Annotated in this window: 10 protein-coding genes; 6 read left to right on the top strand and 4 right to left on the bottom strand. The window is 38.0% G+C overall.

Going from position 1 to position 12,678, the window contains the following annotated elements; genetic code table 11:
- Nucleotides 1–425: 425 nt before the first annotated feature.
- Nucleotides 426–1,478 carry a helix-turn-helix transcriptional regulator gene (locus DUT70_RS02750; protein WP_113645766.1) on the top strand — a complete coding sequence of 351 codons (1,053 nt, stop codon included), beginning with the start codon at nt 426–428 and terminating at the stop codon, nt 1,476–1,478.
- A gap of 164 nt (nt 1,479–1,642) precedes the next feature.
- On the opposite strand, the gene DUT70_RS02745 is transcribed toward DUT70_RS02750, so the two are convergent.
- The 3 genes from DUT70_RS02745 to gatB form a co-directional block, all read right to left on the bottom strand.
- Nucleotides 1,643–2,332: a response regulator transcription factor gene (locus DUT70_RS02745; RefSeq protein ID WP_113645765.1), complete on the bottom strand. Its 690-nt coding sequence runs from the start codon at nt 2,330–2,332 to the stop codon at nt 1,643–1,645.
- 98 nt (nt 2,333–2,430) lie between these two features.
- Nucleotides 2,431–3,546: a TlpA disulfide reductase family protein gene (locus DUT70_RS02740; RefSeq protein ID WP_113645764.1), complete on the bottom strand. Its 1,116-nt coding sequence runs from the start codon at nt 3,544–3,546 to the stop codon at nt 2,431–2,433.
- Between the two features lie 78 nt (nt 3,547–3,624).
- Entirely contained in the window at nt 3,625–5,091 is a 1,467-nt protein-coding gene (gene gatB, locus DUT70_RS02735; protein WP_113645763.1) for an Asp-tRNA(Asn)/Glu-tRNA(Gln) amidotransferase subunit GatB, read from the bottom strand.
- Between the two features lie 243 nt (nt 5,092–5,334).
- Between gatB and DUT70_RS02730 the strand changes: the two genes are divergently transcribed.
- Nucleotides 5,335–5,751 carry a hypothetical protein gene (locus DUT70_RS02730; protein ID WP_205529717.1) on the top strand — a complete coding sequence of 139 codons (417 nt, stop codon included), beginning with the start codon at nt 5,335–5,337 and terminating at the stop codon, nt 5,749–5,751.
- Nucleotides 5,752–5,882: 131 nt separating this feature from the next.
- Here the strand turns inward: DUT70_RS02730 and alaS are convergent, their stop codons facing one another.
- Nucleotides 5,883–8,513 carry an alanine--tRNA ligase gene (gene alaS / locus DUT70_RS02725; RefSeq protein ID WP_113645762.1) on the bottom strand — a complete coding sequence of 877 codons (2,631 nt, stop codon included), beginning with the start codon at nt 8,511–8,513 and terminating at the stop codon, nt 5,883–5,885.
- 189 nt (nt 8,514–8,702) lie between these two features.
- Here alaS and DUT70_RS02720 point away from each other — a divergent pair, with 189 nt between their 5' ends.
- The 4 genes from DUT70_RS02720 to DUT70_RS02705 are packed head-to-tail and all read left to right on the top strand — an operon-like array spanning nt 8,703 to nt 12,640.
- Nucleotides 8,703–9,038 carry a MerR family transcriptional regulator gene (locus tag DUT70_RS02720; RefSeq protein ID WP_113645761.1) on the top strand — a complete coding sequence of 112 codons (336 nt, stop codon included), beginning with the start codon at nt 8,703–8,705 and terminating at the stop codon, nt 9,036–9,038.
- On the top strand, nt 9,025–9,744 hold the full coding sequence (locus DUT70_RS21280; RefSeq protein ID WP_205529716.1) for a L,D-transpeptidase family protein: 720 nt from the start codon (nt 9,025–9,027) through the stop codon (nt 9,742–9,744). The genes DUT70_RS02720 and DUT70_RS21280 overlap by 14 nt, the downstream gene beginning before the upstream one ends.
- Before the next feature lie 60 nt (nt 9,745–9,804).
- Nucleotides 9,805–10,611, top strand: a complete 807-nt coding sequence (locus DUT70_RS02710; protein WP_113645760.1) for a PorV/PorQ family protein — start codon at nt 9,805–9,807, stop codon at nt 10,609–10,611.
- A complete protein-coding gene (locus tag DUT70_RS02705) occupies nt 10,601–12,640 on the top strand; it encodes a helix-hairpin-helix domain-containing protein (RefSeq protein ID WP_113645759.1) in 2,040 nt (679 codons plus the stop codon). The genes DUT70_RS02710 and DUT70_RS02705 overlap by 11 nt, the downstream gene beginning before the upstream one ends.
- Nucleotides 12,641–12,678 lie beyond the last annotated feature (38 nt).

The following is a 12,678-nucleotide window of genomic DNA, read 5'->3' as shown; positions in this document are numbered from 1 at the left end:
ACCCACGTAGACGTATATTAGACAACACAAGATTACCTTTATCAGCATATCCTTCGTTAAACACTTGGATACTTTGGGGCTATACAGAAACCTACAACATAGGATAAATCTCATTTAGTATTGCCATTCCGACTTTCGGTCGGAATATCTTTATATCATGATGAATATTAATCAAAGAACTATTATCGACTGGCGACATTACAAAGATGCCAGCAACACTACGCAACATATTTGCGCATTAAAAAAATAGTTACAACAAATACTTTACATCATTAATAATCAGATATATAATTTCAATAAAAGAGTTAAAAACATCTAAAAAAACATCAATTACGCAAATACATTGCGCAGAAAATATTTCATTTCAAATATTTTCCATTAGCTTTATCAACAAGTTTTCTTAATTCTTCAAAAAAATTGACCAAATGGCGATTAACAAGCTGGCATTAATCAGGTACAAAACCATCGACGATTGTTTAAAAAACCGTTATAAGAAATGGACTCTAGAAGACCTTATTGAAAAGGTATCCGAAACGCTGTATGAGCTAGAGGGAATTACTTCGGGCGTAAGCAAACGCACCATACAGGCCGATATTCAATTGATGCGCAGCGATAAATTGGGATACAATGCGCCTATCATTGTTAAAGACAAACGGTTTTACGTATATGAAGATACCAGCTATAGCATCACTAAAGCACCCATCAACAATGCTGATGTAGATAAAATGAAGGAAATCGTCGGTGTTTTAAAACAGTTTAATGCTTTCAATTACTTTGATGAAATGAGCGACATGATTGCTCGCCTGGAGAATAACCTATACAAATCAACGCACGAAGGAGGAAACTATATTCAATTGGAAAGTAATAACCAATTGAAAGGTATGGAATATATACCCAAACTATATCAGGCAATTTTAAACAAATCTGCTCTACTCATTGAATACAAATCTTTTAAGGCACAACAATCTCAAAACGCTATATATTATCCTTATCTATTAAAAGAATATCGGAATAGATGGTTTTTAATTGTGAAAGCGAAAAAAGGAGGCTCATTATTGAATTTAGCTTTAGATAGAATTATCGAGTTCCAGGAACTACCTAATGAAACTTTTGTAGTACATGAGGGGATTGATTTCGAACGCTATTATAGCGATTTAATAGGAGTCACCAAAAACAGTAATGACAGGCCCCATAAGGTAATTTTAGAATTTGACAACCGAAATGCTCCTTATGTAATTACTAAACCACTTCATCATACCCAAGAGCTTGTTGCAGAAAAGGAGAAAACAACGGTATTCAGAATTGACGTCGTATTGAATTATGAATTGGAAAGAGAAATATTGGGATTTGGTGAATGTGTAAAAGTGTTAGGACCAAAAATATTAGCTCAACGTATTAAGCGCAGAATAGCAGGAGCAGCTAATCTGTACGAAAAAGAAGAAAAGAGCAAAGGAGAACAACAGACTTTGGCACTGTAATTTGTCATTCAGAGCATGGCGAAGAATCTCTAAATTATATTTATAATCATATTCAAAGATTTAACTTCGTTGAGCTTTGGTTCTCCGCAAGGTCGAAATGACGGAAAACACAACGGAACCACTAAGTAAAATAAAAAAGCCCCGCTTGTGCGAGGCTTTATATCTTAAGACAATTCAAACTTGTATCCTACTCCTTTTACGGTCGACACATAGTTTTCGCCTAGTTTTTCTCTCAATTTCCTGATGTGGACATCTATGGTTCTGTTGGTCACCACTACCGAGTCTTCCCAGATGTTCTTCAATATCGCTTCGCGGGTGTAAACTTTTCCAGGTTTTGAAGCCAGCAAATAAAGCAGTTCAAATTCTTTCTTAGCTAAAACCACTTTCTCACCATTTTGATAAACTAAGTAAGATTCGCGGTCAATCACCAAGTCGCCAATTTCTAATTTGTTCTCAGAAACTTCATCGTTACTCGCATTACGGCGTAAGATCGCATTAATACGACTTACCAATGCTCTAGGTTTAATAGGCTTGGCAATGTAATCATCAGCTCCTACGTTGAATCCCGCAATCTCCGAGTATTCTTCGCTCCTTGCTGTTAAAAACACCATAAAGGTATTTTTAAACTCTGGAATAGCCCTCATTAGTCGACAGGCTTCAATGCCGTCCATCTTAGGCATCATGATGTCCAAGATGATCAAGTCAGGCTGAACCTTCTTAGCAACGTTGATTCCGTCCTGTCCATTACTGGCCAAAAACACTTGGTAACCTTCTTTTTTGAGGTTATACTCAATTAGTTCCAAGATATCTGGTTCGTCGTCAACAATTAATATCTTCTGTTTAGCTGTACTCATTGCAGTTTTATTTGTTACGAAAGTAAGTAGACAATTGCAATATTTAGTTAAGGTGAAGTTAACAAATTGTTAAGACTACTCTATATATTAACATAGAATTAGAGTTTAGGTAAGGTTTTGTTTAAAAAAACCTCCAATTCTTCACCCCTGAGGTCACGAGCAATGATTTTACCTTGAGGGTCAAGTAAAAACGAGCTAGGGATAGCCTCAACTTGATAAAGCCTTACAGTTGGTCCTTCAAAATCTTTCAATTCCCCTACCTGATCCCATGTCAAATTATCTTGTTTAACAGCTTGTGACCAAGCATTTTTATCTTTATCTAAAGAAATACCCAATACTGTAAAATTTCTGTTTCTATAGGTTTGATAAGCCTTTACCACGTTAGGATTTTCGGCTCTGCATGGTCCACACCATGAAGCCCAAAAATCTAGCAACACATATTTGCCACGATAGTCGGCCAATTTAACTTCTTTACCATCAATGCTTGGGATAGAGAAATCTGGTGCTACTTGGCCAATTTGTACCGCTTTTAGCCTAGACACTTTTTCAATGAAGTTTTTCACCGCCGAATGTCCTCTTAAACTAGCATCTACCTTTTCGGCGTAATCAACCATCGCTTTTTCATTTCCTACTGGATTAACCAAACTAATAGCATAAAAACTTACTAGAGATTTGTTGTTATCCATTGCAAATTTGATTATAGCTTGGTTAAGCTCATTTAATGCATTGTTATATACTGGCGATAACTGTTGTAAAAGGTCGTCTCTTTTGCTTGGATCTGCAGCTACTTTCTCTTCAAACTGTTTACTTACTTCAATAATCTTTTGCTGATGCTTGATTTTCATATCATTGAACTCAGCTAATTTCGAAGCATCCTCTGCACCATCAATGGTATAGTGCTGGCTTTTATCATTTACATCGGCAGTCACTTTAACCTGATCGCCATTTTTAGCAATCACAATATATTCGTTGGTAAGATAGTTTACCCTAAAAAAATCAGGCTCTTGCTTGGTATTGGTAAACTTAAACTCACCATCTTGCGATAAATTAGTCGAGTCCAATAAAACCATGCTGTTGCTAGCCATTCCATATAAGTAAACCTTATTCTTTACATCGGCGTTGGTCAACTTTCCGCTAATGGTAAATTTCGTTTTATCCTTGCAAGCTGTGAATGTTGCAACTACTACCGCTAAAATTAATATTATTCTTTTCATTTAATTAGGTCTTAGTATTTAGTACTTAGTGTTTAGAAAGTCAAGCATTAACAAAACTTACCACTTAGTACTTAAAACTTATTTCAATTTTTCTAAAATCAATTCGTTTACTTTTTTGGCGTCGGCTTTGCCTTTGGCCAGTTTCATTACTTCGCCTACAAACAAACCTAAAACGCCTTTCTTACCTTTTTTGTATGCTTCTACCTGCGCTTCATATTTGGCCAACACTTCGTCAATAAGTCTCGAAATGGCGTCCGCATCTTCAACAATCAGTAAGTTAAGTTGTTGAGCCAATTCTTCTGCATTGGCTTCTGCCTTGTTTTCTAAAGCAGGCAATAACTGCTGAACGGCATTTTGCTGGGAGATTTTCTTTTCATCCACCAAATTAATGGTTTGAGCCAACTGTGCAGGTTTTACCGCGTAGGCGGATATATCAATCTGCTTTTCGTTAAGGATTGCTCTGATACTTCCCAACAGCCAGTTTACCAAGCTCTTTAGCTGCTTGATGTATTTTTTTGCTTCGTTATAATACTGGTACAAATCTCTGTCATCAGCCAATACAGATGCTTCAGAAAGGTTAATTCCCAGTTCGGCAACCAATTGCTTTGCAATCTCTTTTGGCAAGACTGGCATTGCTGCTTTTACTCTAGCTAGCCATTCATCTGAAATGACCACTGGCGGCAAGTCTGGATCTGGGAAATAACGATAGTCATTCGCTTCTTCTTTACTGCGCATTGGTGAAGTAGTACCTTTATCAGCGTCAAAATTCAACGTACTTTGAATGATCTTGCCTCCTGTAGCCACTACCTCTACCTGTCTACCAAATTCAAAATCAATCGCTCTGCGTACATTACGGATAGAGTTAAGGTTTTTAACTTCGCAACGTGTACCAAAAGCAATACTGCCTTTTTCACGGATAGAAATATTGGCATCGCAACGCAGGGAACCTTCTTCCATGTTGCCATCACTTACATTTAAGAAGCGCACCAATTGTCTAATTTCACTCAACAAAGCTGATGCTTCTTCCGCACTGCGAATATCAGGTTCAGTTACAATTTCAATTAATGGCACACCTGCACGGTTTAAATCCACCAATGAATAGTGATCGTCCTGATCGTGCATGCTTTTGCCTGCATCTTCTTCTAAGTGAATACGGTTAATGCCAATCCGTTTTTCGGTACCATCAGACAATTGCACATTTAAATAACCATTTTTACAAATAGGGCTATTGTCTTGTGTAATCTGATATCCTTTTGGCAAATCGGCATAGAAATAATTTTTCCTATCGAAGAAATTGTACTGGTTGATTTCGCAATTAAGAGCCAAACCAATGCGCATCGCTTTTTCAATGACTTCTTTGTTGAGCTTAGGCAAAGCGCCTGGCAATCCCAACGAAACGGCCGAAATATGTTCGTTAGCTTCTGCACCAAATGCAGCGCTATCAGAACAAAATATTTTGGATTGTGTATTTAACTGAACATGGATCTCTAAACCCGAAACCAGCTCGAAATCCTCGACTTCTTTTACGATAGTTGTTGTACTCATTAATAGATTTTACTATTCGGTAAAGCTTTTTAGATGTCCCAAATATAGGGATTATTATATATGAATAACCATTTTGAAACACAGATAGACCGATTTAAAACTAAAAAAACATGAAAATTTAAATCGCTGTGTATCTGTAGCTGATGAATTACCGAAATGTATCAAATGTGTAACATAAAAAAGTAACCTCCTGCTGTGGCACGGTATTCGTATAAGTTTTGTCACACACAAAAACTAAATGATATGAAACGTTTAATCCTAATGTTAACGGTTGCTATAGTAGCAACAACATTGCAAACAGCCAACGCTCAAGTTAGTTTAAATATCAATATAGGTGCACAGCCTAATTGGGGACCTCGCGGCTATGATTACGTGGAGTATTACTACATGCCCGATATTCGCACTTATTATCACGTACCCAGCAGACGCTACGTATATTATGAAGGTAGCAGATGGGTGCACAGAACCTCGTTACCTAGAGCTTATAGAGGTTACGACTTACATAGGGGAAGAAAAGTGGTGATTAACGAATCTCGTCCTTATTTAAGACATAACGTTTATCAAACCCGTTATGTAGAAAGATACAGACATGATAACGGCAAACATAAAGGATGGCACAAAGAAAAAGGCCATAAAGGTAGAGATAGAGGAAGACATTAAACCAAAATCGTCATTTCCAACGTAGAGAGAAATCTAACGGTAATGACGAAATAAAGTTGCTAGATTTCTCCTCATTCTTCGTCGAAATGACGGAAAAACAAAAGCCTCGAAAAATTTCGGGGCTTTTGTTTTTATAAAAAGTTTTTTGCTTTTTCAATGGCTCTGCTCATTCCAGCAGCGTCCTTACCACCCGCAGTAGCATAAAAAGGTTGTCCACCGCCACCACCTTGGATTTCTTTAGCCAATTCTCTTACGATTTGTCCAGCGTTGTAACCTTTGGCTTTCACCAATTCATCGTCGATAGCTACAGTAAGCTGTGGTTTTCCATCGATGACTACGCCCAATACCAAGAACAAATTTTGTACGGCACCTTTTACAGCATACGCTAAGGTTTTAACAGCATCAGCATTTGGCAAATCTACTACAGTAGCGATAAAGTTAACGCCATCAATATGTTGGATTTGACTTTCTAAATCTGTCCTTAAAGCTACGGCACGTTCAGAAATACTTTTTTCAATTTCCTTTTTAAGTGCTCCGTTATCTTCGATCATCTTCGTCAGGGCGGAAACAAAGTCTTTTGGATTGTTCAATAAAGCGCCTAGGTGCTTCACCAATTCAAAATGCTCACGAATTACTGAAGCCGAACGTTGTCCAGTAATGGCTTCTATCCTACGTACTCCAGCTGCCACGGCAGATTCGGCGGTAAGTTTAAAGAAACCAATTTGTCCAGTAGCCTTTACGTGCGTACCACCGCAAAGCTCTTTTGAGTAATGGTCGTCAAAAGTAATTACACGGACAAAATCACCATATTTTTCACCAAATAAAGCCGTTACACCACTTTCAATCGCTTCTTGGTAAGGCACATTTCTTTGTTCTTTCAAAGGAATGTTCTCACGGATTTTTGCATTAACGATATCTTCAATCTGGTTCAGTTCTTCGTCGGTTACTTTAGCAAAGTGTGAAAAGTCGAAACGTAAGTAATCAGAGTTCACCAAACTACCTTTTTGGTTAACATGATGACCTAAAACTTGCTTTAAAGCGGCATGCAATAAGTGCGTAGCCGAGTGATTGTTTTCTGTTTCCTTGCGTTTTTCTTCATCAATTACCGCCCAGAACTTACCTTCCAAATCAGCTGGCAAAGTATCCGTGAAATGAACGATTACCCCGTTTTCTTTTTTGGTATCGGTAATCTCTACCCAAAACTGGCGACTATGATCTTCCAGTCTTCCAGTATCGCCTACCTGACCACCACTTTCGGCATAAAAAGGCGTTTGAGCCAATACAATTTGATATTGCTCTTTGCCTTTAGCTTTTACTTTACGGTATTTAATAATCTCTGTTTCTAATTCTGTAAGGTCGTAACCTACAAATTCAGTCTCTCTATCCTCATTTACGATAACCCAATCTCCCGTATCAATGGTAGTTGCCGCACGAGAACGATTCTTTTGCTCTTCCAAGGCTTTGTTGAAACCTTCCATATCTACAGAAAGTCCTTTTTCCCTAGCCATCAACTCTGTTAAATCGATAGGAAAACCAAACGTATCATATAGTTCGAAAGCAAAATTGCCGTCGATTACTTTACCGCCTTCGTACTTTTCAAAACGTTGGATCCCTGTTGCCAACGTTCTCAAGAAAGAAACCTCTTCTTCTAAAACAACTTTCTGGACGAAATCTTTTTGATGATACAATTCATCAAAAACACCTTTAAACTGATCTGCCAAAACAGGAACCAACTGATTTAAAAAAGGTTCTTTTAGGTTTAAGAAAGTATAAGCGTAACGCACTGCTCTACGTAAAATACGACGGATCACGTAACCAGCTTTATTATTTGAAGGCAACTGACCATCGGCAATCACAAAAGAAATTGCACGGATATGGTCGGCCATTACACGCATGGCAACCGCTTCGTTCCAGCCCTTTTGGCCAGGTTCGGCACTGCTTACATATTCAAATCCAGATTTATCTGAGATATATTGGATAAGGGTTTGGAAAACATCGGTATCATAATTTGAGCTTTTGCCTTGTAATACACGCACCAAACGTTCAAAACCCATTCCTGTATCCACGTGCTTGTTTGGAAGTGGCTTTAATGAGCCGTCTTTTAAGCGGTTGAACTGCATAAATACGTTGTTCCAAATTTCAATCACCTGTGGATGATCGGCATTTACCAACGATTTACCTTTACCATCTTTACGTTCTTCGGCACTGCGACAATCTACATGGATTTCAGAACATGGACCACACGGGCCAGTATCACCCATTTCCCAGAAATTATCCTTCTTATTGCCCAATACGATGCGATCTTCGGGCACAAACTGCTTCCAAAGCTCGTAAGCTTCGGTATCTTTTGGCAAACCTTCTTTCTCATCACCCTCAAAAACTGAAACATAAAGTTGGTCTTTAGGGATTTTATATACTTCTGTTAATAGCTCCCAGCTCCAAGCAATGGCTTCTTTTTTAAAATAATCGCCAAAGCTCCAGTTGCCCAACATTTCAAACATGGTATGGTGATAAGTATCAATTCCTACCTCTTCCAAATCGTTATGCTTACCAGAAACACGTAAACAGCGTTGGGTATCAACCACACGCGGGTATTTCACCGCTGCTTCACCCAAAAACAAATCTTTAAATTGGTTCATACCCGCATTAGTGAACATCAAAGTTGGGTCATTCTTCACCACAATAGGCGCTGATGGAACAATATGATGTCCTTTGCTTTTAAAAAACTCTAAAAAGGTTTGTCTTATTTCTTTCGCTGTCATTTTTTTATAGGTTTTAAAGGCGCAAGGTGCAGAGTTTAAAGCATAAGATGTTCAACCTTAAACTCCAAACTTTACACCTCAAGCCACTTGGGCACAAAATTATAATTTTATTGTGGTTTTCTGCTAAAATCCGTTTACATTTGAACACTTTAAGTAAAACCTACAATCATTTAATAATCAGCAGTAAATATGCCGTACAAGGAAAGAGAAATCAACAAAATGTATTATACAATGGGCGAAGTGACAGAAATGTTCGATGTAAATGCTTCGCAGATTAGGTTTTACGAAAAGGAGTTTGATGTACTTAAACCTAAGAAAAACAAAAAGGGAAACAGGCTATTTACCCCTGAGGACATCGACAATTTAAAGATCATTTTTCATTTGGTAGACGACAAGGGCTTTACACTTAAAGGTGCTAAAGAACACATGAAAAGCAACAGTGGCGAAGTAAAAGAAAACCAAAAGATTATTGATTCTTTGGAACGTTTGAAAAGCTTTTTGCTTAAACTGAATGAAGAAATCTAAACTTTGGTCATTTACTATTCTTTCAATATTTTTTCTTAACGCTTGTCAATCAAACGCTCAACAAGACAAAGTGCTTTTTAGGGATACGGTATTAAAGTATTCGGTCATGCAAAGTGATTTGGACAAATACCTGACTTATAGAAACATTACCGATACTGCAGGTAAAACCAAAGACTATATCTGGATCTTAAAATCGGCTATGGTTAGGCTACATAGCAAATGGGCACCTCTGCCCAATAAAAAACAGGTTACCTATGAAAGTGCTATTGCCGATGCCGAGGCTTGGTTCATCAAAAGAAATATGGTAAACAAGGTATTGGTAGTTAAAAGTGAGCGAAAAATGTACCTCCTTAAAGATTCAAATATTGTAAAAACCTATTCGATTGCGCTGGGACCAAACCCTGTTGGACAGAAAGAATATGAGGGCGACGGAAAAACTCCAGAAGGCATTTATACGCTTGATTGGCAAAAATGGAACAGTACCACTTTTCATTCGTTTCACATTTCCTATCCCAACAAAATAGATTCTGCGAGAGCTAAAGCCAAGGGACTACAAGCAGGCAGCAACATTATGGTACACGGAACTTCTAAAGGTTTTAAGCAAAAAAAAGATTGGACAAATGGCTGCATTGCCCTTTCTAATAAAGATATGGCTGATTTTAGAAACTTTGTGTTTCAGGATACGCAAATAGAAATTAAGAAGTAACCTTACAAATTGTTTTGTAGATATTTTTTTTTACCATAAATTGGCAATACCAAACAGCCTATGCGCAAATTTTTACTAGTCATTATTATTGTTTTTCTGGGTGTTAACAAATCTTGGTCTCAATATAACCAAGGCGCTCGTTTAACAGCTATGGGTAACGCCAGTGCTGCCGTTTACGATATCTGGAGCTTAAACGCCAATCCTGCGGGCATTACGAGACTAAATTCTCCGATGGCAGCGGCAAATTATGCCCGTTATTTATTCGGAGACGAGCTAAGTGAGCAAAACTTTGCTTTTGTGTTACCCTTTAATGGCAACTTTGCGGGATTGAGTGTTAACCGATATGGCATTAGTGAATACAATGAAATCAAAGCTGGCCTAGGTTTAGCAAAGAAATTTGGTGAAGACCTTTCTATTGGTGTTAAAGTCAACCTACATCAAATTAAAATAACCAACTACGGTGACGCCACTACCTTCTCTGTTGATGCAGGTGTAAACTATGCCTTGAGCAAGCAAATTGGCTTGGGTTTATATGTCAACAATCCATCATCACAAACTTATAAATCAAGTAATATAGCAACCCATATTCCTACGGTCATTCATTTTGGTGCTACCTATACGGCATCTAACAAATTACTTGTAGCTACTACGGTTTCAAAGGACTTTGATCAAAAGTTTGACGTGAGCGTTGGGGTAGATTATCGATTTTATGAAATATTAAGTTTACGTGGAGGCATTAGTGCCAAACCTTTTAAACAATACGTTGGCATTGGCTTAAATTACGAAAAATTGGTTTTAGATGTTGCGGTCCAAAGTCACCCTCAAATTGGTTACACCCCTCAAATTGGTTTGTCGTATGCGTTTTAGGCTGTTAGTACTATTTGCCCTGTTACTGATTGGTTTTGCTGCTAAAGCACAAACACAAGAAGACCAATTGATTAAAGATTTAATTGAGAGTATTGCTGAAAACCTACCTGAAGATTACGACCTTTCTGAATTGCAGGATCGGTTAACCTATTACCGTAAACATCCCATTAACTTAAATAACACTACTGCTGAAGAATTGAAGACCCTAGTTTTCTTATCTCCGTTGCAGATCAGTAATTTATTTGAGCACATCAGAAAAAACGGCAAACTGATTGATTTACTGGAGCTGCAAAGTATTCCTGAGTTTGATATACAAACCATCCAGCGTTTATTGCCTTTTGCCACTTTAGAACAGTCTGCCATGGTAGACAAAATTACGGCAGCAAACTTGTTGAAGTATGGCAACAATGATCTGATTTTAAGATACGGCAGAGTCATTGAAAAATCAAAGGGTTATACCGATTTACCTGGAAGTAAATATTTGGGCACACCTGATCGATATTTGTTCAGATATCGTTATACCTATTCTAACCGCGTTTCAGCTTCATTGGTGTTTGAGAAAGATGCTGGTGAGCATTTTTTCAGAGGTCCCAAACAAAAACCGTTCGATTTCTTATCTGGTCACATTGCCTTTCTTAATACGGGCAGGTTTAAAAAAATTGTACTCGGTGATTATACCATGCAATTTGGTCAAGCGCTTACCTTGTGGTCAGGTTTTGCCTTTGGTAAATCACCTGATGTAACGGGTGTAGCTAAACGTGATGTAGGTTTACGGCCCTATACCTCGGCTAATGAGTTTGCATTTTTACGTGGTGCGGCAATGACCGTGAATATTGCCAAAAACATCGATTTTTCTCCATTTGTATCGCACCGTAAATTAGACGCATCGATGACGACCATTGACGGCGTAAATATGGTTTCTACCATTAACGAAACTGGTTTGCACAGAACGCAGTCAGAAATTAACAATAAGAATAATTTAGAGCAAACTGTTTATGGCGGCGTGCTACAGTACAGAACCAGTGCCTTAAGCATTGGTGCAGTGGCTTATCATACTTCTTTTAACAGGACTTTCACCCCAGGAACAGGCCTTTATCGCATTCATAATTTTACGGGAAAAGAATTGACCAATGTTGGTGCCCACTATAGCTATACTTACAAAAATTTCTACTTTTTTGGCGAGTTTGGTAAATCTTTAGATGCTGGATTGGCCTATGTAAATGGTGCTTTGGTGAGTCTATCCTCTACCGTTTCTGCAGTACTTTTACACAGAAACTATCAAAAAAACTACCATAACTTTTTCAATCAGGCCACAGCCGAAGCCAGCGAAGCCTTTAACGAAAAGGGATTTTATGCAGGTCTGAATATCAATCCCTCAAAGGTATGGAGCATTCAGGTTTATGGCGATTATTTTAAATTCCCATGGTTGCGTTTCAGAGTTGATGCTCCTTCAGATGGCTACGAGTTTTTGGGACAGGTAACTTACTCTCCTACCAAAACATTTAGGGCTATTTTGAGGTACAAAACTGAAGTTAAACAACAAAACACTAACTTAACAGTACCTTTCAACTATTTGGATGAAGTAAAAAGAGAAAACTATCGTGCAGAAGTAAAATGGGCAGTTGGCAAATCTTTCGGTTTCCAAAACCGTGTAGAAGTGGTACAGTTTAGAAAGGGAGATGCCAAAGCTGAATTTGGCTATTTGGCTTATCAGGATGTGAGCTACTCTCCGCTTTCTTCTCGATTATCGGGTAACATTAGGGTGGCATATTTTAACACCGCCTCATACGACAGCAGGATTTATGCCTACGAAGATGATGTACTTTACAACTTTACTTTTGGTTTGTATAATGGAAAGGGATTAAGAGGTTACGCCAACTTAAAGTATCGATTAGCAAAACGTATAGACCTTTGGGGCAGATATGCGCTGTACAACTACGACAATGTAGAAACGGTAGGTTCAGGATTGGATGAGATAAATGGCAAAATGAAATCAGAAATGAGAATACAATTACGTTATCAATTTTAAAATGCGTTGATATTTAAATCGGAAATAGTATTTGTCAA

The sequence above is a fragment of the Pedobacter chitinilyticus genome (genome assembly GCF_003313385.1).
GTDB classification, from domain to species: Bacteria; Bacteroidota; Bacteroidia; order Sphingobacteriales; family Sphingobacteriaceae; genus Pedobacter; species Pedobacter chitinilyticus.
This window is presented reverse-complemented; position numbering and strand designations above follow the sequence as displayed.

Bases quoted from the DNA above. Each gene is read 5' to 3' on its own strand.
- gatB (WP_113645763.1), bottom strand. From the start codon at position 5,091: ATGAGTACAACAACTATCGTAAAAGAAGTCGAGGATTTCGAGCTGGTT.
- DUT70_RS02730 (WP_205529717.1), top strand. From the start codon at position 5,335: ATGAAACGTTTAATCCTAATGTTAACGGTTGCTATAGTAGCAACAACA.
- DUT70_RS02750 (WP_113645766.1), top strand. From the start codon at position 426: ATGGCGATTAACAAGCTGGCATTAATCAGGTACAAAACCATCGACGAT.
- DUT70_RS02740 (WP_113645764.1), bottom strand. From the start codon at position 3,546: ATGAAAAGAATAATATTAATTTTAGCGGTAGTAGTTGCAACATTCACA.
- DUT70_RS21280 (WP_205529716.1), top strand. From the start codon at position 9,025: ATGAAGAAATCTAAACTTTGGTCATTTACTATTCTTTCAATATTTTTT.
- DUT70_RS02705 (WP_113645759.1), top strand. From the start codon at position 10,601: ATGCGTTTTAGGCTGTTAGTACTATTTGCCCTGTTACTGATTGGTTTT.
- DUT70_RS02710 (WP_113645760.1), top strand. From the start codon at position 9,805: ATGCGCAAATTTTTACTAGTCATTATTATTGTTTTTCTGGGTGTTAAC.
- alaS (WP_113645762.1), bottom strand. From the start codon at position 8,513: ATGACAGCGAAAGAAATAAGACAAACCTTTTTAGAGTTTTTTAAAAGC.
- DUT70_RS02720 (WP_113645761.1), top strand. From the start codon at position 8,703: ATGCCGTACAAGGAAAGAGAAATCAACAAAATGTATTATACAATGGGC.
- DUT70_RS02745 (WP_113645765.1), bottom strand. From the start codon at position 2,332: ATGAGTACAGCTAAACAGAAGATATTAATTGTTGACGACGAACCAGAT.